Source organism: Veillonella fallax, from assembly GCF_020687175.1.
Lineage (GTDB): Bacteria > Bacillota > Negativicutes > Veillonellales > Veillonellaceae > Veillonella > Veillonella fallax.
The window spans coordinates 17,401-43,947 of the sequence record NZ_JAJEQD010000017.1 but is presented as its reverse complement, the minus strand read 5'-3'; the positions used below and the strand labels follow the sequence as shown (position 1 = coordinate 43,947).

Genomic DNA, 26,547 nt, shown 5'->3' with positions numbered 1-26,547 from the left:
GCGCCTTTAGACGCTGGCCTAGTACTACGGGCTTATAGCCCGTGAGCAAACCACCCGTTTTACGGGTGGTTCTGATTGCGACTATGTCAGATACGTTAGGGTACCATATAGAACCGCAATACCTTTTTAGTGAACTTGCTAATTCTGTTAAGGATAATTCTTTTGAATTGGTTCATTTGAGAAATGCTTTTGTACGATTGGAAACAGCATATAAACAATTTGAAGGGCTATTTGATGATATTGATTTAGATTCAAAGCAACTTGGTGTAGATGCGAATCAACGAAATATTACTATTAGTGAAGTTATTAAAAAACTAGATGAAGTTGATGTGTTAGGTCATGATGGTGATGTGATTGGTGATGCATATGAATATCTGATTGGTGAATTTGCTGCTGGTTCAGGTAAAAAAGCAGGTGAGTTTTACACTCCTCAACAAGTATCTGATATGATGGCTCAAATTGTAACAATTGGACAAGAGGACACACCATCATTTACTGTATACGACCCAACAATGGGTTCTGGTTCTTTGATGCTAAATGTACGTAAGTATTTAAACAATCCAGATCGTGTACAATACCATGGACAAGAACTTAACGTAACTACATATAATCTTGCACGCATGAATCTTATTCTTCATGAAGTAAATGCTGAAGATCAACGTCTACATAATGGGGATACACTAAATAAAGACTGGCCGACAGATGAGCCGTATATGTTTGATTCTGTAGTTATGAATCCTCCATACTCTGCAAAGTGGTCTGCAGATCCTACATTTATGGATGATGCACGTTTTAATCGCTATGGAAAGTTAGCACCTAAATCTAAAGCTGACTTTGCTTTTCTCTTACATGGGTTTTATCATTTAAAAACATCTGGTACCATGGCAATTGTTTTACCACATGGTGTTTTATTTAGAGGGGCCGCAGAAGGTACAATTCGAAAAAAACTATTAGAAGATGGAAGTATTTATGCGGTGATTGGGATGCCTGCAAATCTATTTTTTGGAACATCCATACCGACTACTGTAATTATTCTTAAAAAGAATCGCCCAGGACGTGATGTGTTATTCATTGATGCAAGCAATGATTTCACAAAATTCAAAAATCAGAATAAATTAGAATCAGAACACATAAAACGCATTGTTGATACTTATAAAAATCGTGAAAGTATTGAAAAGTACTCTTATTTAGCATCATTTGAAGAAATTAAAGAAAATGATTTTAACCTTAATATTCCACGCTATGTTGATACCTTTGAAGAAGAAGCTCCTATTGATATGGTTGAACTTGGCAAAGAGATGAAAGCTATTAAAGAAGAAGAAGCAAAAATAGAAAAAGAAATTTATGATATGCTTCTTCAGTTAGACTGTGCTGATGAAGATAAAGACTGGTTAAATGGTGTACTTGAGGTATTTAATTATGACAAATAAACCAAGAATACGATTTAGAGGATTTACTGAAGATTGGGAACAGCGTAAGTTAGGAGATATTGCTACATTCTCAAAAGGTAATGGCTATTCTAAATCAGACTTAGCACCTTCTGGAGAGCCAATTATCCTGTATGGTCGCCTTTATACAAATTATGAGACTACTATTAGGAATGTAGATACATTTGTTGAATTAAAAGATAAATCAGTTATTAGTCAAGGCGGTGAAGTAATAGTTCCAGCATCCGGTGAAACTGCAGAAGATATTTCTCGTGCTTCAGTTGTTAAAAATCAGGGAATTATTATTGGTGGTGATTTGAATGTAATTAAAGTAAATCACTTATTGGATCCAACATTTTTGGCTCTGACTATCTCAAATGGAGAACAACAAAAAGAGTTGAGTAAACGCGCTCAAGGAAAATCAGTAGTTCATTTACATAATTCCGATCTACAAGACGTTAATTTAACATTTCCGTTGCTTAACGAACAAAAAGAGATTTCGAGTCTTTTTGAGAAGATGGATAGTGTTATTAGCCTTCATCAGCGTAAGCTTGAAAAAATTAAGTTAACCAAGAAAGCATTATTACAAAAATTATTTCCCAAAAATGGAAGTAACATTCCAGAGCTTAGATTTAAAGGGTTTACTGATGCTTGGGAACAGCGTAAGTTTAAGGATATTGCATTTAAACGCGGTGAAATTAGTGAGGCGGATTTACCATACGTAGAATTTGAAGATATTAATTCGGGAATAGGAACTCTTAATAAAAATATCTCACAAAAGGTTGGACATAAAAAGGGAATACTCTTTGAAACTGGAGATGTTTTATTTGGTAAATTGAGACCATATTTACAAAATTGGTTACTGTGTCAATTTAGGGGCATTGCAGTTGGTGACTTTTGGGTTTTACAACCTCAAAATGTTAGTCCAGCGTTTCTATATTATTTAATTCAGAGTGAAGCTTATCAGTCGGTTGCAAATATATCTAGTGGAACCAAAATGCCTAGATCGAGTTGGTCATTAGTTTCAGAAACCCAATTTTCAATTCCTAAATATAATGAAGTAAATATGATAGGAGAATTTTTTTCTTCTATAGATAAAAATATTACCCTTCATCAGCGTAAGTTAGAAAGATTACAAGAAGTAAAACAAGGCTTGCTTCAAAAAATGTTTGTATAGAATAACAGGGATAAGTATATGGGGAAATTAAATAATGCAAAAGAAGCTCAGCTCGAACAAAATTTAATTGATTTACTTTGTGCACAACATGGACAATGGACTTTTCGTTCGGATTTAAAAACAGAAGAAGATTTATGGGATAATTTACGTAATATTATTGAGATTCGAAATAAAAGCGAACTGAATGATAATATGTTAACTGATAGTGAGTTTGAGCGAATTCAATCAGAAATATTGGCAAATACTAAAACGCCTTTTGAAGCCGCTAAATGGCTGCGTGGTGAAAAGGGAAAGTGTTCAGTTGTTCTGGAAAGAGATAATGATTTAGGGCGTATAGAGTTAATTATTTATTCTAATATTGAAAAAAATGGGGGTTTTTCTTCTTATGAAATAGTACATCAAATTGCAAAAAATAAATCTAACTTAGAAGAACGAAGTCGTCGTTTTGATGTCACTTTATTGATAAGTGGTCTGCCGATTATTCAAATAGAATTAAAGACCGCCATAGCAAAGGATGGGGTTAAGCAAGCCTATTATCAAATAGAAAAATATATTGATGAAGGGACATTTTCCAATACTATATTCCAAACGTTACAGCTATATGTTATGTCTAATGAACAAACAACTCGATATATGGCTGCTGCTCCAAAAGATGAGTTACAAGAAAAATTTATGTTTGGTTGGCGAACTCGAGATAACACAAGGGTTGAGAATATTAATGAGTTTGCAAAGCAGGTATTAAATATTCCAAGAGCCCATGAATTAGTATCTGAATATATGATTCTTAGTGAAGAACCAAGCAGTAAGATCTTAATGGTTTTACACCCATACCAAATTCATGCTATAGAAGCAATTTTTGAGTCTGCAAGTAAACATCAATCTGGGTATATTTGGCATGCAACTGGTTCAGGTAAGACAATAACTAGTTTTGTATCTACAAAACTACTTGCTCAAAAGAGTGGAATAGATAGAACTATTATGTTGTTAGATAGAAAGGATTTAGATAATCAAACGACATCAGAGTTTACTAAATTTGCCTCTGCTTATTCAACAGGTGTAAATACTAACAAAAATACACTTATAGTCGGCACTGGGAATACCGAGGAGCTTTCAAATGCTCTTAAACAAGATTCAAGTTCTAATGTAGTAATTGTGACTACACGCCAAAAACTAAATAAGGCTGTTGAATACTTGCAAGAAAAAGAACCAGGAAGACTGGCTAATCTTCGAGGAAAACATATTGTATTTATTGTTGATGAATGCCATAGAGCTATTAGTGCTCAAAATATGGATGATATTAAAAAAGTATTTCCAAAATCGACATGGTTTGGATTTACAGGTACACCTATTTTTGAGGAGAACAAAAAGAGTTCTGATGGTCAATATGCTCGGACTACACATGATCAATATGGTGAAGTTTTACATCGATATACTATAAAAAATGCGCTTGAAGATGGATCTGTATTGGGCTTTCAGGTAGAACATGAATCCACTATACATAGGGATGAGCTGGCGAATGTAGTGTATCGGGCAATGCGCTCAGAAGAAAAAAACATCAATTATACAGATGAGGAGCTAGTGTCTACTATTGAATCTATGAAGGATATTGATAAAGAGCAATATTTACAGAGTATACATTATGAGTCAGATGATCATATTCAATCCGTAATTCGCAAAATTTTAAGCCCTAACAATGCTTATAGTAAATTTGTATTTAAAGATGGTAAGCCAACAATGTCTGCTATTTTGACAACTAGTTCCATTGATATGGCGAAGCGTTATTATAGGGCAATTAAGAAATTTACGGCCAATAAGAACTGGTTAGAAACACAGTTTCCCAATAATCCTTTGCGCCAGGGTGCCGTTATGAATGATCCAGATTTCCCACGTGTAGCAATTACATACTCATTAGAGGAAAATACAAAGGATTCAGCATTAAAAGAATCTGAAATGGCTGAGATTATTGATGACTATAATCAGATGTTTGGGACCTCTTGGTCTATTGAAAGTATTAATCGTTATAATGGTGACATTAACAATAGACTAGCTCGTAAAAAAGGTGAGTTTAAAGAATTTGGTAAACATTTAGACTTAGTTATTGTTGTAGATCGATTATTAACAGGATTTGATGCTCCTAGATGTCAAACCTTGTTTGTAGATCGAAACTTACAATATGCTGGACTTATACAAGCATTTTCTAGAACTAATCGAACATATAAAGGAAAAGATAAAGGTTTGATTACTACCTTTAGAAAACCTGCGACGATGAAGGAACATGTATATGCTGCAACTCGGTTGTATTCTCAAACGAATAATAATAGTAGTTTAATCTACCCAACATATGAAGAATCTAAAAAGAAGTTTAATGCTGCATATACAGCTTTAGTAAAATTAGATGCTGTAAATCCAAATAATCCTATTACTGAATATGCTCCCGTTTCAGAGCGAATTAACTTTGTAAAGTGCTTTCAGGATTTAAATAAAGCTTATCGTGCTATTGCCTCATATGATGACTTTAATATAGAACTTGATAATGACAAACATGGCACCTTTTCTAAAAAGATTGCAATTATAGAAGACAATATTGGCTTATATAATACGATTAAAGCATCCTTAAAACCTGATGATAAAAATGAACCTGGTATTGAATTAATTGATTTCTTTGATTCTAGTACAGTACAGACGTATACTGTTGATAAAAGCTATATAGATGCTTTATTAAATGAATATGAGGCGAACAGTCAAGATACTCGTGCAAAAATTGAAGATGCTTTAACAAAGTTAAATAAGAGTGAATCAGTTCGAACTATTTATAAACACATTCTTGATGATATTGATACACAGGTGATAGATAAAGATAGTAATCTATTGAAAATAAAACGAGAATATTTTACTAAAGCTTATGACTCTATTGTTGAAGCCTTTGCATCAACATGGTGTGTTGATATAGACGAACTTATGGTTTCTGTAAATCAATCTACACCAGGTGAAGATATATACAATAAAAATAGGATAGTAGGCAGTGCTAACTATCCTGTATATGTACTACAACACCCCGATTCTGATCCATTTTCATACCCTCAACATATGATAGAAGCATGGGAAAAGTGCTTGTTTGATGAAGTTATACCGTTAAGAGATGAATTGAAGTAGCAACATAAAATCGTAAAGTATATTTGTTAGTAATAGAATATCCGAAGTTTTGTCCATATATGGTCAGGGAAGTTTAGAAGTAGTATTAGACACTATATGGTGTTTAGTACTACTTTTTTATTTTGGTGAAAAGATAATATAAAGGAGCTTGATTTATGGAAAAATCATATATTAAATCATTATATATAAATGGTTTTAAAAAATTTCTTGATTTTAGAATTGAGTTCAATAAGAAATTAAATATTCTAGTTGGTGAAAATGAGGCTGGTAAAAGTACAATTCTAGATGCTATTAAATTGGTAATATTTCAGTCCTATAAAAATGTCGATAAATCAGTTTTACTAAATTTATTTAATGTACACGATGTTATTAAATATCAACAAAATCCTTCTTTAGAGACATTACCAAAAATATTGATAGAACTAGAGTTAGATATTGATGAGAGCCATCCTAGAAGTCAAGATCTTTTTGGCCAGCATAATCGTAAAAAGAAAGAATTATTTGGACTTCGATTTATATGTGAATTCTCTGATGAATTAAGTGATGGAAATCTTTGCTTTAATTCAACTATTCCTGTAGATTATTATATTTTAAAATGGGAAACATTTAGTGGTCGATCTTATGTATATCAAAATAATTTAATAAAAGCAATATCAATTGATACATCAAAGAATGATACGAGTTCTTCCTATAATTATTATAATAAACAAATATTTAATAATATTTTTGACTCTAATGAACGTAATAAAAATAGACATTTCTTTCGTGAATCTTTAAATAATATTTTTTCAGGGGATAATAGTTTATTAATTGATGATAATCGAGTATTTAATATTAATGAATCTAAATTAATATTAGAGAATTTAATTACAATTTATGATAATAACATTCCACTAGAATCAAAAGGGAGTGGGATGGAAAATATAATTAAAACTGAGATTGCATTAGCAAAAGCTGGTGAATCAATTGAGTTGATTTTACTCGAGGAGCCAGAAAATCATTTAAGTCATAGTAACTTACGATCAATGATTAATAGGATTAAGAATCATTGTGAAGATAGTCAAATAATTTTGACTACCCATTCAAATTTAATAACAAGTCGTTTGGGATTAAATAATATACTTTGGATCGGAACAACACAAAGTAAGTCATTTAATAATCTTGATAAAAATACAGTACAGTTTTTTCACAAATCTGATGATAATAAGCTATTAGAGTTTTTATTATCAAATAAAGTTATATTAGTTGAAGGTAAAACTGAGTATTTATTGTTAGCATTATTATATGAACAATGTTATAAAACCTCGCTAGATGAGGATAATATAACAATTATTTCATTAAATGGCTTATCATATAAAAATTATTTAGATATTATGAAAGATAATGAGAAAAAAGTAGCAGTTATTACAGACAATGATGCAAATCAGAAAAAAATAGATCAGGCTAAGACAGCTAATGACTCATCTCTTAATATTAATTTCTTTATGGGAAAAACAATCAAAGATTGGACATGGGAGGTTTGTTTTTATAATATTAACTCTAAAGCTCTGGATGAAATTATTAATATAGATAAAGATGCTGAATATCCTGTAAAAGAATATAGTGATGGAAGAAGTAAAAATTTACCTATTGTACTACGGAAAATGATTAATAGTAAATCTGAATCTGCATATACTATTTTGACAAGTGATAGAGTATTTAGTATACCAGATTATATTGAGGAGGCATTTGAATGGATAAGAAGTTAGTTTTAGCTGTTGCTGGTTCTGGAAAAACTTATTATCTTTGTCAAACGCTAGTTGAAAAAGAAAAAAATTTGATTTTAGCCTTTACACATGAGAATATAAAAAATATAAGTAATGAAATTATTAAAAGATTTGGGTATATTCCTGATAAAACATGCATACTGACATTTTCAGCTTTCTTATATAGATATATACTTTTTCCATATGTTTTTTCTATAACAAAGGCCTTTGATTCGAATAAATCAATATTTGGTGTAGAAACAAGTGCATCTCCAAAGCCTAGAATCAATGGTCGTTTTAATCCTAAATATAAAAAAAAAGAATATATAGAGCATTATATCTCTAAAGACAATAAGTTTTATTGTGATTTAATGAGTGAGTTAGCTTTAATTACTAAAGATGGTGATTATACAATTGCGGAAAAGGCTCTGAAAAAACTTAATTGCTTTTTTGATAGGGTATTAATTGATGAAGTACAAGATTATCGGAATAGTGATTATGACTTTTTAATCAAAATGTTTAAATATATAGATAATATTATTACAGTAGGTGATTATTATCAGCACTCAGTATCCGGACTAAATAATACTGGTCGACCTTTTAGTCGGGGACAAGGAACGCGTAAAAGAGATATAACCTATGATGACTATATTAGTAATGTAGAGGCTGAAGGTATAACTGTTGATACAGATACATTATGTAGCTCGAGACGCTGTGGAGCAGCTATTTGTGATTTAATCTTTAAGAAATTATCAATACCTATTAACTCAGCTAATCTTGCTGAAAGTGAAATAATTAATGTAGATGCTACATCTTTAAAAAGTATTTTAGACAATGATAGAATCATTAAATTAGTATATAGCAGAGCTAGTCATTATGTTTTTAATGCTATGAATTGGTCTTACTCTAAAGGCAGTACTTATGAGGAGGTTTGTATAATATTAACAAATACATATGATAATATATTAGATGATTCATTTAGCTTACCTAGTAATATCTCAACCATTTCTAAGAATGTATTCTATGTAGCTTTATCTAGGGCTAAGTTAAAATTATATATTCTTAAAAATGACTTGTTTAGGACTATTGAAAATGAATACTTAAAACCAGAATATAAAGATACATAATTTCTTTAATTTATTTGATAAGAACTATCAGATTATATAAAGCGTTCTAATTAAATTTATGACTTGAATAATATTTTGTATATTTCAAATACAATAGATAAGTGATTATTTATTGATTGGTCTGGATAAATATTTAAATATTTAAGATTATAAATTATAAAGGGAGAGTTTGTTATGTATTTTGATACACTAAACTCAGAAGAAAAAGTTTCATATTTGATTAAGCCGATTTTATTAGTTTTACAAGAGGCTGGCGGTCGTTTGGATCGTTCTGAAATACGTGAACGTATTTGTGATATGGATGAACATATTGCTGAGTTTGAGCAGAAAATTTATACTTCTAAGAAAACAGGAAATCAATATAAGAAGTTCGATTTTAAGTTTAACTTTGCTATTAAAGAATTAGAATATGTGAAATTAATCAATTATACGAAGTATAACCCACAAATTACATTAACACAGGCCGGGCTATCTCTTAATGTATCTCAATTAGATGTAGAGTTGGATGTTAGAGATAAAGCAAAGGCTTATTGGGAAGAAAGTAGTGCAAAAAGAAAGATTAAAAATAGTATTATTTCTAATTCGGAATCAGATGATGAAGAAGCCGATGCAGATGTTATAGGTAATGATCCAGTTGATGATTTTAAAACAAAATTACAAGAGGCTATCAATAATATGTCTCCTGCAAAGTTTGAACAATTCTCAAGGGCTTTACTAACTGAAATGGGTGTTAAGTTTACTGAGAAAAGTATTAAAATTTCAAATGATGGTGGTATAGATGGTTATGGATATCATCGTGATGAAGATGATTTTAGGACTACACGAGTAGTTATTCAATGTAAGCGTTATAATGCAGGTAAAGTTGGAGAACCTGAAATCAACTAATTCCTTGGTGCTATGAGTAAATTTCAAGCTGATTATGGTGTATTTATAACTAATAATCTTTTTACTGAACAAGCACGTCAAGCTGCAGCTGAAGGCAAACCTATAACGCTTATTGATGGCAGTGAATTGATTAAGCTTGTAATGAAATATGAGCTATATATTACACCTGTAAAAACATACTTATTAGATGACTTTTATCTAGATATATAAAATCTTATCAGATAATTAGCATCTACTAAAAAGACCTGATTGTTTGAACTGCACCCCAAAAATTGGACAAAATTTTTGGAGGTGCAGTTCAGTATACAGAATTCTCAAGGCATCTTATTTGATGGTGCATGGTTATGGGAAGAATATATTAATATATTATTAAATTCTCACTTTTATCATCCTAAAAATAAGAGTAAATTTGGTGCACAACAATTATTTTCAGATGGAAAAGGCTTAATATATCCTGATTTTATTAGTAAATCAACTGATCCTCGTTTAATTGTAGATGCAAAGTACAAACCGATAGAAAATATTAGAGGACGAGATTATTTGTAAGTATTGGCATATATGTATAGATTTGATGCAAGTAAGGGATACTATATTTATCCTGATTCAGAAGGGCAAGTACCCCTTGTATTAAATCTGAATAAGGGTTCTACCTATGAAAATAATGTTAGTGCGCGTGATGATGTAAATATTATTAAGCGTGGCTTTAAAATTCCTAATAAAGCTGCTGATTATGATGATTTTAAAATGCAAATACATGAAAGTAAATTAGTACTACAAAATTTTATTACTAGTCAGATTTAGTATGTCAAATGGACTAAATTATTGTTATATAAGTATGTTATAATACATAAAATTACATTATTTTGATTGGTCTTAGTTTATATATTTGTGTTATAATGCTCAGGAAGAAGTTTTGTCGGGCTTTTTCATGACTATTAAAATAGCTTAAGCTAGAAAACAATCACTTTGCTGCTATAATAATGGTCGCTACAAGTATGAATCCCCTTAATTACTATTTATAAGTAATTAAGGGGATTTTAGTCAATTAGTTAATATAAAATAGTTTTAGATAATTCCTGTCTTAATTATGATATAATTTATATCAAAGTGAGGCATAAATGGTTTGGTCGCCAGCTCTCGCTTCTCGAAAATGAAATTGAAGAAACGGTCTGACTTCTATGTCGGGCCTTTTTTCATACCCCAATTAGAAAGCTAGTTTTCAGCTAGAGGTCAATCACTTTGCTGCCATGATAATGGTCGCCACAAGTATGCCAAAGGAAATCATTAACGATAACACTTTGAATGTACTCATATTGATCACCGCCAATCTCTAGAAGATTAGCAAAGGCTGGACCCATTTAGAGGCCTCAATTTCAATATAGTGCCGTTAATTATAAAAGTAAATAGATGAGAGGTTCCTAATAGTCACCTAGGTGACCAATAGGAACCTCTTTTGTTTTGTAATTAGTTCGGGGGAATTAACAGTATCTTTTATGTAGACCTCGTTTGCCGTATATTTTTAAGATTATAGCAATAATTGTATTTAATACGAATAGAAGAGCAAAGCATACTAAGGCTGTAGTATATCCATATCCTGCTTCGTGAAAGTATGACACGAGCATAGGACCAACTATACCAGCTAATCCCCAAGCGGTTAGAATGCGGCCATGAATAGTGGAGAGTTGGCGTATGCCATAGAGGTCCGCAAGATATGCTGGCATACAGGCGAATCCGCCGCCATAGCAGGTGATAATGAGAAGAATTAAAACTTGGAATGTTAGAGCATTATTGGTTTCGGCAAGTATGTAGAATGCGATGATTTGTATAATAAAGAATAGTATATAAGTTTGTGCACGGCCAAAGTAGTCAGAGATAGTAGACCACGCAATGCGACCTCCACCATTGAAGATACCGATGATACCAACTAGTGATGCAGCTGCTGCAGGTGTCATACCAATGGTTTCTTGTGCCATAGGGGATGCTAAGGATAGAAGACCTATACCACAGGTAATATTAATAAAGAAAATCCACCAAAGGGCACCAAATTGCCAAGTTTTCATAGCATCATTGGCTAGCATGCCATGGTTATGAACGTACATAGTGGATTTATCTTTCGTAGTTCGAGGTGGTTGTTTTTGTTGAGGTGCTTTCAAATAGAGAGAAGAGGCGCCCATAACCACTAGATAGATTACGCCGAGGATAATGAAGTTATTTACTAATCCAACGTGAGCTACGAGGAATTGCATAAGCGGGCCTGCAATGAGTGAAGCAAATCCAAAACCCATAATGGCTAACCCGGTGGCAAATCCTGGACGATTTGGAAAGTATTTTACCAGTGTAGAAACTGGTGTTATATAACCAATACCTAATCCGATACCACCGATGATACCATAGAAGAGATAGAGTAAGGTGAGGTTATGGACACTAAGTGCATAAGCAGTGCCTAATAGGCCTGCCACCCAGAATGACATTGAAAGAAGTCCGCTTTTCTTGGGACCTATTTTTTCTGCAAAAGATCCTAAAAAGCCTGCAGATAATCCAAGCATCAGAATAGCTAAGGAGAAGGTCCATGTTGTTTGAGACATAGTAAATCCCATATCTGCCATGATAGGTCGTGTAAGCACGCTCCATGCGTACACGCTACCGATAGATATATGCAGACCAATGGCTGCTAGTGCAATAAGCCAGCGATTTCTCATAAGAAAACTCCTTTCATATAGGTGAGATGATTAAAACTTTGTACAGTATTATTTGCTACAAGAAAATAAAAAAGACCGCCTGAACAAAAGCTTGCCCAGACGGTCGGCTATCACACGATGTGTGCTACTGTGCATGTAGTCAATTCTACGAATCCGTCAGCCCAGTAGTAATATAGTATCAATATATCAATTGATACTATATCTTGTCGATGATATAAGTCACTCTGTTATAACAACTGTAAGGTTTATAAACTAAATAGGAAAGGAAATTGTCTAATTCCCTTCCCTATTTAGATATGATATAATTTATATCAAAGTGAGGCATAAATGGTTTGGTCGCCAGCTCTCGCTTCTCGAAAATGAAATTGAAGAAACGGTCTGGCTCTCAACGTCGGGCCTTTTTTCATGCCCCAATTAGAAAGCTAGCTTTTAGCTAGAGGTCAATCACTTTGCTGCCATGATAATGGTCGCCACAAGTATACCAAAGGAAATCATCAACGATAACACTTTGAATGTACTCATATTGATCACCGCCAATCCTCGAGTTGATTAGCAAAGGCTGGACCCATTTAGAGGCCTCAATTTCAATATAGTGGTGTTAATTATAAAAGTAAATAGATTAGAGGTTCCTAATAGTCACCTAGGTGACCAATAGGAACCTTTTTCGTTTTGTAATTATTTTAATCAATATCTTTTTATTTGTCGCAATATATTTTAGAATTCATCTTATAGTAAAAAGAGTCTTATCTATCGTTCTGAATTCTGGGTTTTATAGATTTATTTCAATAAATTTTTACTATATAATGAAATTATTATGAGCTGCACGTGGTATGATTTGTTTTATTGTAGTCAATTCAGTTATTAAGGCGCTAATGATTAGTTTTTCTTTTATTGAAGGCGGTGTCCTAGATGAATGTAAATCATGTATTATTAATATTTAAATCTGCATTAGAATATGCTGATTTTAAGGGGATTAATAATTTGTTAGCAGATAATTGTCAGTATATTAATGTTGAGAGGAATATATTAAAAAATGGAAAGATAGAAGTATATGATTTTCTAAATTCAATGGCAAAAAGGACCAGAGATGATAATTTAGCTGTGTATGCACATATGATGACACTTAGTGAGGGGACCAACGAAAAAGAGTTTTTTTATGAAGGTGAAAGAGGGCTCGCTATTGCATACAATGAAATGGACAATTATGCTATAGGTATGTTTATTGAGTTAGATTCAAATAATTTTATTAACAAAATTATTGTTAGTAATGAAATTCCGAGTTTTAGAATTGATAAACATCGTGCTGAATATAATTCCCCACCTATAGATTACATTTTTTATAAGAAGCCTGTTGATTTTTTGGATTGGCTTACGGCCATTAGTATTTGGTTAGAAACTGGATATGTAGATAAGCATTCTTTTTATGATTCACTTGCTGATGAATGCTGTGTACATTTTCAAAGAAAAAATCAAGAACCTATTTTGTTGTTAGGTAAGGAAGAAATTATAAATGACTTTGATAAGATAATGAATTTATTTTTCTATACTATGCCACATATAATTAATGATAAGAATAATAGATCCTTTATAAAGTATGGACCTATGACGATTGAAATCGGCCGTAGTTTAGCGGGGCCAGCAAATTCTGTACATATTTATATTGACGACAGTGAAGCTTAGTTTGCATATTATTTCTTGAATAGGTTCATTATGCTTTAAAATAAAAAAGAAATCGTATGAGCCTCCTTTCCCTATTTAGATATGATATAATTTATATCAAAGTGAGGCATAAATGGTTTGGTCGCCAGACTTCGCTTCTAAAGTTTTAAAATTGAAGAAACGGTCTGACTTCTATGTCGGGCCTTTTTTCATGCCTTTCTTCACCGCCAATCCTCGAGTTGATTAGCAAAGGCTGGACCCATTTAGAGGCCTCAACTTCAATATAGATATGTAAATAAAAAAAGTAAATAGATTAAAGGTTCCTAATAGTCACTTAGGTGACCAATAGGAACCTCTTTCATTTTGTAACTATTATAATGGAATAGATTAATTATGTTACAATACAAATAAGATAATAGTTTTTAGGGAGAGGGAGACTCATATGAAACGTTGTATTACATTAATAAGCTTAGGTTTGTGTCTAGCCGTACCGATGCTTTCACAAGCTAGCGATATAAAGCCTTTTATGCATGTTACGAATGTACATAATGGTCAATATGATGCGGCATTAGATGCTATTACAGATACAAAGTTTTATGGACCGTATCAATTCCGAGTATTAAAGAATGCTATCGAAACACAGGGTGAAACGAAGGACATTGATGGTAGGGCGTTTAGAACCTCTGATGGGGTATTTATGCATGTAAAGGCTAGATTTATCGATAGTACGAGTTCCACGTTAGATGCTGAGGTTAATGAGATTGTTAAAGATAGGACGGTTCCTGAACCTACCGTAAAGATGGTATTGCCTGTTAAGCATGATGTAATAGAGGTCAATAATGATGGTGTGCGTAGTTTGCTAGCCGAATTTATGTATGGCTGGCCATTACATAATAGGACGGATATGGTATTAGTTACTGATTATGAAGATACTTGTTACTATTATAATTTGCAGTTTTATAGAGACAAGCTACCTGAAGGTATTCGCATTGAGCAGTTGCGCCAAATGATTATGGATGCGCAGTTCAGTTATAAATAAGTGATATCTAATTAGCACAATATAGTTATAAATAAAAGAGGTTCCTAATGGTCACAGTAGTGACTTATAGGAACCTCTTTTGTTGTGCAAGTAATTTATATGAATTTGTTATAAGGTTATATTACTTATAAGTGTGTTTTTTTATTCGTGGTGGTTTTATATGTTTTACAATTACGATAGATATAGCAATTGTAAAAGCTATCAAAAAGGATTCTTTTGCGAAGCTAATGGCAATAGTTTCTTGTCCCATTAGCATATAATAAATGGATCGATAAAAGCTGAGCCCTGGTAGTAAAGGGAATAAGCTAGTCATTAGGAAAACTATAGCAGGGCATTTCCGTTTAACGGCCAATATTCTTGATGCTATGGCGATGATAAAACCACTGATGAATATGGAGAGCATAACATTAGACTGTAGTGAAGATAATGTTAAGAACAAGAACCATGAGATGAATCCTAATATTGTACAATCGATAAAATGTTGTTTAGCTACACGGAATAAGATTGCAAATGCTGTAGTACCAATACCAGCCATTATACTACGCATAAACATAGAGGTTAAGGAATTAGTATCTAAATTAGAGGTATAAAGAGGAATCATTTGTGTGTTGAAGAGTAGTGATTGTACTACTGCGACCCCTACAGCCATTGAAATACAGGTAAGTAACGCGCCCATCATAAGGGTTATTCCTGTATTATAGTTATTCTGGCTATACTCTCTAATAGCATTGACGAATGGAACTCCGGGAACAATGTCAATCATGGCTCCTAGTAATATAACTGATAGGTTGGAGCCTAATTCAAAGTGGATAAAGAGATTACCCAATAAGGCTATTAGAATACTACCTAAAATAGTGATTAATACATCAGAGCTAAGTATGCGTTTGATGGTACACATATAGACGCCTAATATTAAGCCTATAATACCGGCAATTATAGAGTCTGTTATAGAACTACCAATTGCATAGCTAAAGCCCGAAGCTCCTAACGTATAAGCTACTAATCTCCAAAAAAAAGAATAGTCTGACATGGTATCAATTTGATTAAGTTCACTTTCAATCTCCTCAATAGTAATATTTTTTTGTGTGATACGTCGGGAGAGAGCATTAACAGATTCAATTTTACTGAGGTTAATATCGACTTCAGGAACGTTATAAATACGAGTAATTTCAGTTCCATCAGCTTTCTTAGCAGTTGCAAAAATACCTCTATTGGATACGTAGGCTTCTAAATCTTTAAAATTCATAGCTCGTGCTATGTAGTTCATAGTATCCTCTGTACGACTGATTTCGGCGCCACTGCTAAGTAGTATTTTTCCAGCTTTTAGTATAATTTCTAATTCCACACCTGTCATTATTTCCTCGTTATTCATTTTACTTCATTGTTATTTATATTGGACTTATTGATAGGTCTATCTTTAGAAGATTCAGTTGATTTTGATTCTTCCTGTTGTTCTTGTAGGATATTGATATTTTGATGTATAACTTCTTCGTCTATTGAGAGATGCTCTTCCACATAGTCTTTTAGCTCTTGAACTGTTTCCGTATTTGAAAGTATTTCTTTTGCTTCATTATGAATATCTTCTTTAAGAGATTTTGTATCTGCTTGACTAATATCACCTAATGTATGGAATAGTTCACGTTCTTTTTCTGAAAGATTTTTGTGAGGACTATGTTTTTTTAATGATAAATGGATCATCTTTCTTCGGAAGAGTTTTTCCATAATGATATCTTTACGATCACGTAGCCAGCCATAAATAAGAATAATTAGGAGTAATAGTCCCATATAACCGAGAATTGGGTAGAGGATACTAATCAAATCTTTAAAACCAAAGAAACTACATATATATCCTATGATTACTACAGAAATAATAACAATTCTCATTCTTTTTGTGCTGCCGTTGGCAAAACGTCTAGCAATAGAATAAAAAAGAGAGAATGCTGTATTAAAAATAAGTGAAAAGACTGTGATTGCATATATATATGCTAGCCAAGGATGAATTTGATTGGCAATAGCAAGAATCGGCAAATCTGCATCTTTTACAGTATCTAGATTGGCAAAAATAGAGATAGCAGCTATAAAAACAACTAATCCGACTAATAGGCCGCCACGAGTGCCACCTTTTTCAGCAATACCAATACGAACAACAGAACCACCTAAAATAAAGGCCATAGAAACAGCTGTCATAGCACATAGTGAATAATAATTAATGACAGAAAACCATACATTACTTGTGGCTGGTTTGATTGTGTGGGCTATAGTATCTAACGCAGCCCAATCATGACTTTTACCAATAAAAGAGTAACCTGTAATGATGAATATCATTACAATCATAATAGGTGTAAAAATACCTAGAACACTGGTAATTTTATCAAAGTCCATAAATGATACGGTTATGATTAAAAGTGAGCAAATTAATCCGCCAACCCAAAAAGGAAGTCCAAATTGTTGTTCTAAGTTTGATCCTGCACCGGCTATCATAACGAAGCCCATAATAAAACTACCAGCGATTAGTACAAAATCAAGTATTCTTGTAATAATAGGATGGGAAATCTGTGTAAAAACTTCTTCATGATTGTCTGCACGATAGTAGCTCCCCAAAGAAAGCATGATTTTACCAAATGCGGCATTTAATAGACCTAGTAATAGAACACCAATAAGACCTATTTGGCCAAAACTTATAAAATATTGTAGAAGATCTTGTCCACTCGAGAGTCCTGCACCTACAATAACACCTATGTAGGCAAATGCAATTTTCCATGATTGTTGCATTATATTTTCCTCCTTTCAAATACATAACTTAGTATACAAAATAATATTATATCATACTAATGATTCAATTGATGGAAATCTTACTGCCAATCTCTATTAAGTTAGCTAAGAATGGAGCTATTTATAGGCCTTAAATTCAATACACTAACTATTGAATTGACGGCGTGTTCATGTGAAAGTACTGCCTCATAAATGTAACATATATCACATTTTTAAGGCGATAGATTGAAAATATTATCTATGCGTAAAAAATATAATGTAAAAATTGAAATAAATTAGAAAAAATAAAAGAAAAACCGCGAAAAATGATGGATCTAATATTTTAATTCCCATTTTTGAGCGGTTTTAAGATGTAAATCGTTTAATTTATATGAATTTGTTATAGATTAATGATTATAACTTTGTACCTTATTTATTTAAGTTTTCCACAATGCTTAGAATATCTTCTGCTTTACGAGCAATGTGTGTTACGCCTAGTTCTTGGTGGAGAGATTCTTCTCTAAAGCCCCAGGTAACACCGATACATAGTAGGCCGGAGTTTTCTGCAGTAGCAACGTCAACTTCAGAGTCACCAACATAGATAGATTCTTCAGGAGTAGAGTTTAACTCTTTTAATGCTTGGAGTACCATGTCTGGTGCTGGTTTACGTTGTAATCCTGGTCTTTCACCAATAGCAACAGGTAAGCGGTCACCAAAGTATTCTTTGTTGAGAGGCGTTACACCTTCTTGGATTTTGTTAGATACGATAGCCAATTTATAGCCTTTTTTACGCAATACATCAAGCATATCTAGAATGCCTGGGTAAGGAGCTGTTGTATCTTTTAAGTGCTCACCATAATAAGCTTTGAATTCCTCAATGTATGGAGCTAATTCGTTATCTGCCACAGAACTTGGTAAACATTGACGCATCAAGTACGTTACTGCATTACCAAGTGCTGCTTTTACCTCTGCTAGAGACTTTTCAGGGAAGTTATGTGTACGTAGTACATGATTTACAGCATTCGCTAAATCTGTAGCCGTATCGAGCAATGTGCCGTCGCAATCAAAAACGATGGTTGTATATTTCATGGGGACCTCCGATGTTAAATCAATATGTACTTTATAAGTATATGATAAATATGGAGAAAATCAAGAGAATAGCCGTATTTGTTACTATAATTGTGTTACAATAATAGCAGTATTAATTACAGCGTATAGGAGGCGTAGTATGACTGAAATACAAGCTCTTTTATTGATAAAATCTATTCTCGAATCCGCAGATATTCACGGCATTGAAAATATTCTAGCCGAGGATTGCGAGTACATGTCCATAGGGCGTGGTATTATTGGCCGCAATCGTAATGAAAGTATTGAGTTTTTATCCTCTATGACTGAGTCTATTAAGGCTGATAATGTGCCTGTTACGTGCAAGGTGATGCATATTACCGATGTGTATGAGGAGGATGCGCTATTCCATGAGGGCCGTCATGGTTTGACTGTTTCTTATGAAAGCGGCGATAACTATGTGTATATGATTTTTGTAGATGTAAATGATGAAGGCCTTGTAGACCGCATTGTTTCTAGTCAGGAAAACTATAGTATTGAGTATGATGATCTTCGTTTTGGCGATGATGAAAGCGAGTATGCTTTTATTTCTGCACCAACTACTGTGAAAGATTGGCTTACAGCCCTCAGCATGTGGCTTGAAACCGGGAATGTTGATGTAGATGATTTTTACCAATATATAGATGAAGACACACGTGTTGTATTCCAAAAAGGCGATGCTGAATCCATCACCCTTGAAAGTGGCCTTGATGTAGAAGATTACTTTGATCAGCTCATGAACCAACACTTTGATGCGGTACCTCATATCATTCGCGATGAAGAAGATGGCCTTATTTTAACCTATGGTCCTATGAGTGCCATTGCAACCCTCAATGAAGAAGGCGCACTAGCGCTTATTAGTATCTATATCGACACACGCGACGAAGACGAAGCTACTGATGAAGTTGGCTATATCGAAGAAGAACTAACCAAGACAACAACTACTGAAGAAGATTTATTTTAATTAACTCTATCCGTAAAATGTACTATACTTAGTCTAAATATATATGGTTAGCGAGATACTACCAGTTAAAAGAATTATGTTTAGTCTAACTACATATGGTTAATGAGATACTACCAGTTAAAAGAATTATGTTTAGTCTAACTATATATGATTAATGAGATACTACCAGTTAAAAGTATTATATTTTGTCTAGAAATGTAAAAAACTACCAGTTAATTTCACGTTGTAGTAGATCGATCTCCTGTTATTGAAAATCGGTTTACAAAACAACATGACAACTGGTAGTTTTAAATTTAATTAGAAATAATTATTTTTAACTGGTAGTATTTACATTTCATCATGGTCCTTAATGAGACCAGCTTTTTTCTTTTTCCAATAGGAGTAGTAGAATGGTAAAATCACGATACAGCCGCCTAGACCCCAAAGTAATTGGTTAGTTTGTGCTTGGGCGAGCATCCATAGGGATGTGCCGATCGCAATAACTGGGATTAAATAGCCACCAGGGATTGTATAAGAACGAGCTTTGTCTGCCCATTTACGACGGAAGATAATAACCGCTAAACATGTTGGTAGATATTGTGTAAAACGAGATACTGCACTGATGGCTGCTAATGTAGTAAAAGAACCAGACCATGCGAGTAATACACTGGCAATAGCAGTAACAATAGCTGCAACATATGGTGCATTATAACGATTACGTTTTGCTAGTGCACTTGGTAACATACCGTCTTCAGCCATAGAGGTAGCCACACGAGGTGCATAGTAAGCTTCCGCAAAGTTGATACCACCCATAGAAATCAGTGTTCCTACTAATACAACGTACATACCGATAGGACCTACAATTACGTTAAAAGCATCTTGGACTGGTGCTTTTGTATTAGCCAAGTCAGAGCCGAGTACACCGATAGATACGGCGAGGATTGCCATATATAGAACGGACACGAGAAGCATACACATGATAATAGCACGTGGTAAATTCTTTTTAGGATTTTTCATATCCTCTGCAGCAATGGCAATAACTTCAAATCCTGTATAGGCAAAGAATAGAAGAACTGCGGCTTGTGCAAATGATCCATCCACATAAGTATCTTGCGGGAAGACTGGCGTAAAGTTAGCTCCATTTATAAAGAAAATGCCAATTGCAATGAATAAGGCAAGAGGGACTAACTTAGAAATAGTGATTAAGTTGTTAACGAATTTTGATACGTTAACACCAAAGATATTTACAATGGTAAGACCTACAATCAAGATAAATGAAATAACATCTTTTGCAAGATCACCACTTAACGCCGGTACTGCAGCACCTAATGCGGTAGCAAAGCCAACGGCCATGGCCGCCCAAGCAATAACGGTTACAATCCATTTTAGAACGCCTACTTCGAAGGCCCAAAAGTCACCTAATGCATGTTTTGCATATAGGTAAGGTCCGCCATTACGTGTAAATAGGCTTGCCGCTTCAGCAAAGCAAAGGGCGATACATCCTGCAATAACGGCATCAAATAATAGGACGCCTAAACTAGCGGAACCAATGATAGAATATGCTTTGTTTGGTAGTAGGAAAATACCTGTCCCTACAATACCATTGATGCCTAGGAGTACAATACTCCAGAAGCCAAATTTTCCTGTTTCTTTCATACTAAAACCTTCCTACTATTTAGTTATATTTTCTCGAGCTGCTGTTACAAAGGCAGCAAATAAACGTTTTGCATTTTCATCTGTTTCAGACATCATTTCTGGATGGAATTGGCAGGCTACTAACCAAGGATAGGAAGCGTCTTCTAATGCTTCTACAGTACCATCCTTAGCTCTTGCTACTACTTGTAAACCTTTACCAACGTGTTTTACTGTTTGATGATGGTGAGAATTTGTAATCCATGTGGAACGGCCGATAGCACTAGCCAATTTGGATTCAAACTCAATGTCTACTGTATGAGTCCCAAGAGATGGAGTTTGGTTTTGTGAATGTTTAATCGTACAGTTTTCATCATATTTTAAATCTTGGTATAGAGTGCCACCACGATATACGTTTAAGATTTGGATGCCTCGGCAAATACAAAAGATAGGGATTTGTTTTTCTTCTGCTGCTTTCAGTAATGCAAAATCGAATTGATCTCGTTCTGGAAACACGTCGCCCAAGCCTTGTAATGGTTCCTCACCGTAATTAAGTGGAGATACATCATGGCCACCAGATAATAATAAGGCGTCAAGTTTTGCTACTGTTTCACGGGCTACGTCCAGATTTTTTGTAAATGGAATGATAACTGGAATGCCACCAGCCTCTTCGATAGAGCGTGGATAATCATGGTTTACATAAGAACGTAATAAATCTACGTAGGCACCGCCGCTATCTCGTAAGATATTGCCAGATACACCAATGAATGGTTTTGTCATAATATCACCTCGTATGTGTAAAAATTTGTACAATTAGTATAGTTTAAGTATATCAAATATTCGTGAATAAATAATACTACGATTGTAATTAATTATAAAACTTATACATTCTAAAATATGTTAACATTGTTACATTTTATAAAATTCATATTAGTTTTATAGGGATAATTATATTCGTATCTGTTTTGGTAAAAACATGGTATGATAGATTACGAATAAACTGTACGGGAGGTTTACTATGGTCTTTCTTACATCCTTACAGAGCATTATACCAATTGTACTGCTTATATCGTTGGGATATATATTAAAAGGGCGAGGGATGTTTCACCCTATATTTAGTGGTAATCTATCTAGATTTATCATGTCTGTTGCCTTACCAGCCGGTGTTTTCATATCTGTATTACATCATCTACATACATCGGATTTATGGGACTTACGATATGGGATGCTAGCTGTTACATTAACCTATGTAATTACCTATATCGTTGCTTTCATCATGATGAAAGTACTAAAAGTACCTCGAGGTAGGCGTGGCATTTTTATCAATATGGTAGTTAATGATAACTGCTTGTTCATTGGATTGCCAGTGCAAATTGCACTCTTTGGTCAAGATGCACTACCATATTTCTTGTTATATTATATCGGTAACACTATTTCCGTATGGATGGTAGGGGTATTCCTTATAGAACTAGATCCACTGCCCAATGCCGAATTAGGTTTCAATAATAACAAAGCTGATGGTATAAATAATAGCAAAGTAGCTACAGAAACAAAGCGGAAACAGTTTAAATTTGATTTGAAGAAGTTATTACCTCCACCATTACTAGGCTTCTTTGTAGCATTGATATTCTTATTCTTTGAAATTCCTTTAGCACCAATTTTACATACTACATTGAATTACTTAGGAGATATGGTAACCCCATTATCCTTGATTTATATTGGTATTGTACTTCATGATGCGGGACTTAAGAGTATGAGCCTCAATAAGGATTCTATTGGTGGTATCATAGGACGATTTGTTATCTCTCCAATTATTATGTTCTGTGTCATTATGGCACTACAATATGGTGCAGGCATAGTTCTAGAACCTATTGCGATCATAACCTTTGTAGCACAATCGGCAGGACCTGTTATTGCCGTATTGCCAATTGTGGCAAACGAAGCAAAATCTGATTTACCTTTTGCTACAGGCCTTGTAATGATTAGTACCATACTCTTTGCCGTAGTTATACCAATTATTATGGAAATACTTACAATGATAGGAATAACAGCATAAACAAAAGGTCTGACTGTATAGTCAGACCTTTTTCTTTGCCTATATTTTTTTCTATACAAGTAAAATTGATGAAATATAAAATAAGTGTTAAAATTATAAATAAACATATGTATTTAAGGAGAGAGATATGAAGTTAAGACGTTTGTTATTGTTGAGTTGTATTGGCTTTATGGGGGCTATAGGAATATCTCAGGCCATTGATGTTAATATCCCTGGAGCTCGTCCAGATATTGCGAAAGAAGCTTACCAAGAATATCGGATTCAAGGAGAATTTGCTAAGAAGGTTGATGACTACCAAGAGTCTGAAGTTAAAAAATGGGCACAACATGAGCCAAATTATGATAATAAAAAATTAGATGATGATATTTATTCTGTACAAGAATTGACTAGAGCAATCCATCATTCTAGGACTGTATATATTATTACAGATAATGGGGCTGATATTAAATTTACAGGCTCGAAAGAAAGTATAGTAGGTTGGTCTATTGATCCTAAACATACGTCTAAGTCTGCTATTAAGAGTGTGGGAGGCACCATTAGCGCCGTATCTGATTTTAGATATGAAACAAGACAACAGCCTAAAGGCTCTAAATGGGAAGATACAAATATAGAGTATGGTGATTTAAATAAATCTCTTTTACAGAACACCTTGAATGAGAGATTAGAAAAGAGAAAAAATTCGGTTCGATTTGTAGATGGCGATGTATTTACTTATCCTGGACTTGAAAAAGCAACATGGGATGTAATCGGCTTTGATGATCATTTGGTTGTGGGGACAATCAATTTTACATTACCGAAAACACCTAATCTTTCTTATCATATTGGTCAATCCCTTAATAAAGATATTATAAAAAATTATATTAAAGATGATACTAAACGTTCCATCTCAGATACAATGGGACCTTTGGCTAATTTTGTTTTACCTTCTATTAAGCCTGCTAGTGATGTGTTAGCATATACTGATCCAGTTCATTTAGGACCTTATACATTTAGGGTATTAAAAAATAGTAAATTCAAGGAACATGAGGTTATAGGCCCAGCTGAATATGATATTTATATGTCTGGACGTATTAAAGCTGTACTTGGTAAGCAACCATTTATAAAAGGTGCTAGTGTTGAAAAACAAAATATTTTATATAGCTACTTACGGTCTGTTGTTAAAAAACAAGGTTTACAAGGTCATAAACGATTACAGTATGCCACAGTTTGGAATAATGGCGTTCCAGCATTATACTTTGAAGTTACCAAAGATAAAGGAACTCTTTTAGGAATGGTATTATATGATGATCAGTATCTTTATACGTATTATTTATATAAACCTCATGATGTTCATGTAAGTAATTATAAATTGCGAGATGTGATTCAATATGTAGGTGCTAAACATAGCAAAGCGTGGAATGATAAGGCTTTTGTGGGTATAGGTATTTCGCCTATAATGTTAGACGTACTACAAACAAGTCCTACTATTAGAGATATTGTGAAAGATAAAAAAGCACATAATGATAAGAAGTAATACAATAAAAAAGATAGTGTAAAGTTAGTAGCGTAAAAAAGAGGTTTAACACTTGAGTGTTAAACCTCTTTTGTTATGTTTATCTAAAGAATCTACCGATAAGTGGCATGCTTGCACCATCGTTTTTATTAAGTCCTTTTAAAAGAACCATGATAATAACGTAGAGCAATAAGCCTTCTATACCAGTGAGTATGAAGTTAATCCACATTGGTAAGAAATCTGTTAAGTAGTGGTAACTCATAAAGATGAGTATACCCATGACACCGGCACTGACCACATTTTTCCATAGAAGGGAAATATCGAGGAAGTAGCCTGTGTATTTTTTGATGTAAATCAAGTTGAGTAACGCTGCAAAGCCAATATCAGCAACGGTTGCCCACGCGGCACCACCGATACCAAGCCATGGGATAGCTGTTAATGTCCAGTTCAGGATGACCTTGATAACTAAGGCAATACCCATATTAATTACAGGAATACGCGGTTTGTTGAGACCTTGTAAGATACCTGTTGTTACTTGGTGTACACCGAGGAAGAAGATAGAGAACGCAGTGATTTGCGTAGCTAATTCTGCCTTAGGTGCATTATAAATTAAGGTAACTGTTGGAGCAGCAAGTACATACAATAGTACTGTAAATGGTACAGTTGCCATGAATGTTAGTCGCATAGAGCCTGCAGTACGGTCATAAATACCTTCATGATCGCGTTTTGCAAAGGCATGAGAAATAGCTGGTACAATGCTTGTTGCAAGGGCTGCTGTAATAATGGTAGCCAAGTTGATGAGCGGTACCGCCATACCTGTAAGATAACCGAACAGTTCTGTTACCTCGTTCATCGGGAAACCAGCATCTAAGAGACGACGTGGTACGATGAGCAAATCGAGGTTGGCTGTTAACGGCAACATGATACTTGCCAAAGAAATTGGAATGGACAAGGTTAAGAGTCGTGACAAAATTTCTTTAGCTGATTCACGAGGACCTTCGTAGCTTTCACCAGTGCTACTAGCCTTAGGCAATTTGTAGTAATAGTACAAGAGCACTAGGAAGGCACCAAAGGCACCTACGCCAGCACCTAAGCTAGCACCACCTGCAGCAGCTGGTAAACCATAAGGTAACAAGATAGCTGCAGCACCGAGCATAACGATAACACGCAACAGTTGTTCTACGATTTGGCTGACCGCCGTTGGCGTCATCATTTCATAGCCTTGGATATACCCGCGGAAGCAGGAAATCCACGTTACAAAGAATACTGCCGGAGCGAGCGCGATGATAGAGTAGTAGGCACGGCTTTCAGCAATGAGACCACTAGAGATCAACCAATCTGCACCAAAGTACATGGCAAGGCTGGCGATAAAGCCTGTAATGGTTAACATTGTAAAAGATATATTGAATACTCTCTTAGCACCACCAAAGTCGTGTAAGGCTAATCGTTCTGCCGTCAAAATAGAGATGGCAATCGGCACACCTGCGCTCGAAATTTGTAATAGTAACAAATAGATAGGAAAGGCCATCTGGTAGATACCGATGCCTTCACCACCCAAGATGCGGGATAGAAGAATCCAGTTAATACTACCGATGGCTTTCACTACGAAACCGGCAATGGTTAAAATTAAGGTTCCTTTTAAAAATCCACTAGCCATT

General features: G+C 34.0%; 21 protein-coding genes, 1 pseudogene and 1 riboswitch. Of the genes and pseudogenes, 13 read left to right on the top strand and 9 right to left on the bottom strand.

The features are described from left to right. Positions 1-83 precede the first annotated feature (83 nt). The 8 genes and pseudogenes from LKD20_RS08145 to LKD20_RS08110 all read left to right on the top strand — a co-directional run bounded on the left by LKD20_RS08145 (position 84) and on the right by LKD20_RS08110 (position 10,315). Complete coding sequence (locus LKD20_RS08145) at positions 84-1,430, top strand: type I restriction-modification system subunit M (protein WP_227721432.1); 1,347 nt, start codon at positions 84-86, stop codon at positions 1,428-1,430. Beyond that, positions 1,420-2,604 (top strand): restriction endonuclease subunit S, encoded by a 1,185-nt coding sequence (locus tag LKD20_RS08140; RefSeq protein WP_227721431.1) that lies wholly within the window; start codon positions 1,420-1,422, stop codon positions 2,602-2,604. Before LKD20_RS08145 ends, LKD20_RS08140 begins: the two co-directional genes overlap by 11 nt. 18 nt (positions 2,605-2,622) lie before the next feature. After that, the gene (locus LKD20_RS08135) at positions 2,623-5,757 is read left to right on the top strand and encodes a type I restriction endonuclease subunit R (RefSeq protein WP_227721430.1); all 3,135 of its coding nucleotides are present in this window, start codon (positions 2,623-2,625) and stop codon (positions 5,755-5,757) included. Positions 5,758-5,912: 155 nt separating this feature from the next. Further along, the gene (locus LKD20_RS08130) at positions 5,913-7,505 is read left to right on the top strand and encodes an ATP-dependent nuclease (RefSeq protein WP_227721429.1); all 1,593 of its coding nucleotides are present in this window, start codon (positions 5,913-5,915) and stop codon (positions 7,503-7,505) included. After that, a complete protein-coding gene (locus LKD20_RS08125; protein WP_227721428.1) occupies positions 7,490-8,629 on the top strand; it encodes an AAA family ATPase in 1,140 nt (379 codons plus the stop codon). The genes LKD20_RS08130 and LKD20_RS08125 overlap by 16 nt, the downstream gene beginning before the upstream one ends. Before the next feature lie 174 nt (positions 8,630-8,803). After that, positions 8,804-9,724: pseudogene (locus tag LKD20_RS08120) on the top strand (restriction endonuclease). 39 nt (positions 9,725-9,763) lie between these two features. Next, positions 9,764-10,060 (top strand): 5-methylcytosine restriction system specificity protein McrC, encoded by a 297-nt coding sequence (locus LKD20_RS08115; RefSeq protein WP_227721427.1) that lies wholly within the window; start codon positions 9,764-9,766, stop codon positions 10,058-10,060. Between the two features lie 12 nt (positions 10,061-10,072). Then, the gene (locus tag LKD20_RS08110; protein WP_227721426.1) at positions 10,073-10,315 is read left to right on the top strand and encodes a hypothetical protein; all 243 of its coding nucleotides are present in this window, start codon (positions 10,073-10,075) and stop codon (positions 10,313-10,315) included. A gap of 422 nt (positions 10,316-10,737) precedes the next feature. On the opposite strand, the gene LKD20_RS09650 is transcribed toward LKD20_RS08110, so the two are convergent. The 3 genes from LKD20_RS09650 to LKD20_RS09620 form a co-directional block, all read right to left on the bottom strand. Then, positions 10,738-10,872, bottom strand: coding sequence for a hypothetical protein (locus tag LKD20_RS09650; RefSeq protein ID WP_255621355.1), 135 nt, complete (start codon positions 10,870-10,872; stop codon positions 10,738-10,740). Positions 10,873-10,992: 120 nt separating this feature from the next. Beyond that, positions 10,993-12,213 carry an L-lactate MFS transporter gene (locus LKD20_RS08100; protein WP_227721425.1) on the bottom strand — a complete coding sequence of 407 codons (1,221 nt, stop codon included), beginning with the start codon at positions 12,211-12,213 and terminating at the stop codon, positions 10,993-10,995. 86 nt (positions 12,214-12,299) lie between these two features. Then, a riboswitch (ZMP/ZTP riboswitch) is annotated at positions 12,300-12,387 on the bottom strand. 270 nt (positions 12,388-12,657) lie between these two features. Next, positions 12,658-12,708, bottom strand: coding sequence for a hypothetical protein (locus LKD20_RS09620; RefSeq protein WP_353511575.1), 51 nt, complete (start codon positions 12,706-12,708; stop codon positions 12,658-12,660). A gap of 414 nt (positions 12,709-13,122) precedes the next feature. Here LKD20_RS09620 and LKD20_RS08090 point away from each other — a divergent pair, with 414 nt between their 5' ends. After that, positions 13,123-13,893 carry a hypothetical protein gene (locus LKD20_RS08090; RefSeq protein ID WP_156718903.1) on the top strand — a complete coding sequence of 257 codons (771 nt, stop codon included), beginning with the start codon at positions 13,123-13,125 and terminating at the stop codon, positions 13,891-13,893. Between the two features lie 421 nt (positions 13,894-14,314). Beyond that, positions 14,315-14,911 (top strand): hypothetical protein, encoded by a 597-nt coding sequence (locus LKD20_RS08085; protein WP_227721424.1) that lies wholly within the window; start codon positions 14,315-14,317, stop codon positions 14,909-14,911. 121 nt (positions 14,912-15,032) lie between these two features. Here the strand turns inward: LKD20_RS08085 and LKD20_RS08080 are convergent, their stop codons facing one another. From LKD20_RS08080 to LKD20_RS08070, 3 genes are all read right to left on the bottom strand, one after another. Then, positions 15,033-16,265: a threonine/serine exporter family protein gene (locus tag LKD20_RS08080; RefSeq protein WP_105089548.1), complete on the bottom strand. Its 1,233-nt coding sequence runs from the start codon at positions 16,263-16,265 to the stop codon at positions 15,033-15,035. A gap of 14 nt (positions 16,266-16,279) precedes the next feature. After that, entirely contained in the window at positions 16,280-17,683 is a 1,404-nt protein-coding gene (locus LKD20_RS08075) for a YkvI family membrane protein (protein WP_227721423.1), read from the bottom strand. A 408-nt stretch (positions 17,684-18,091) separates the two neighbouring features. After that, positions 18,092-18,751 (bottom strand): HAD family hydrolase, encoded by a 660-nt coding sequence (locus LKD20_RS08070; RefSeq protein WP_227721422.1) that lies wholly within the window; start codon positions 18,749-18,751, stop codon positions 18,092-18,094. A 139-nt stretch (positions 18,752-18,890) separates the two neighbouring features. On the opposite strand from LKD20_RS08070, the gene LKD20_RS08065 reads away from it, so the two are divergent. Beyond that, positions 18,891-19,730 carry a hypothetical protein gene (locus LKD20_RS08065; protein WP_227721421.1) on the top strand — a complete coding sequence of 280 codons (840 nt, stop codon included), beginning with the start codon at positions 18,891-18,893 and terminating at the stop codon, positions 19,728-19,730. 327 nt (positions 19,731-20,057) lie between these two features. Here the strand turns inward: LKD20_RS08065 and LKD20_RS08060 are convergent, their stop codons facing one another. Both LKD20_RS08060 and LKD20_RS08055 read right to left on the bottom strand, forming a co-directional pair. Next, a complete protein-coding gene (locus LKD20_RS08060) occupies positions 20,058-21,365 on the bottom strand; it encodes an APC family permease (protein ID WP_195185870.1) in 1,308 nt (435 codons plus the stop codon). A gap of 15 nt (positions 21,366-21,380) precedes the next feature. Further along, a complete protein-coding gene (locus LKD20_RS08055) occupies positions 21,381-22,121 on the bottom strand; it encodes a gamma-glutamyl-gamma-aminobutyrate hydrolase family protein (protein ID WP_227721420.1) in 741 nt (246 codons plus the stop codon). Positions 22,122-22,359: 238 nt separating this feature from the next. Here LKD20_RS08055 and LKD20_RS08050 point away from each other — a divergent pair, with 238 nt between their 5' ends. Both LKD20_RS08050 and LKD20_RS08045 read left to right on the top strand, forming a co-directional pair. Then, complete coding sequence (locus LKD20_RS08050; RefSeq protein ID WP_227721419.1) at positions 22,360-23,397, top strand: AEC family transporter; 1,038 nt, start codon at positions 22,360-22,362, stop codon at positions 23,395-23,397. A 127-nt stretch (positions 23,398-23,524) separates the two neighbouring features. Beyond that, positions 23,525-24,910: a hypothetical protein gene (locus tag LKD20_RS08045; protein WP_227721418.1), complete on the top strand. Its 1,386-nt coding sequence runs from the start codon at positions 23,525-23,527 to the stop codon at positions 24,908-24,910. A 79-nt stretch (positions 24,911-24,989) separates the two neighbouring features. On the opposite strand, the gene LKD20_RS08040 is transcribed toward LKD20_RS08045, so the two are convergent. Then, complete coding sequence (locus LKD20_RS08040) at positions 24,990-26,546, bottom strand: putative polysaccharide biosynthesis protein (protein ID WP_227721417.1); 1,557 nt, start codon at positions 26,544-26,546, stop codon at positions 24,990-24,992. Position 26,547 lies beyond the last annotated feature (1 nt).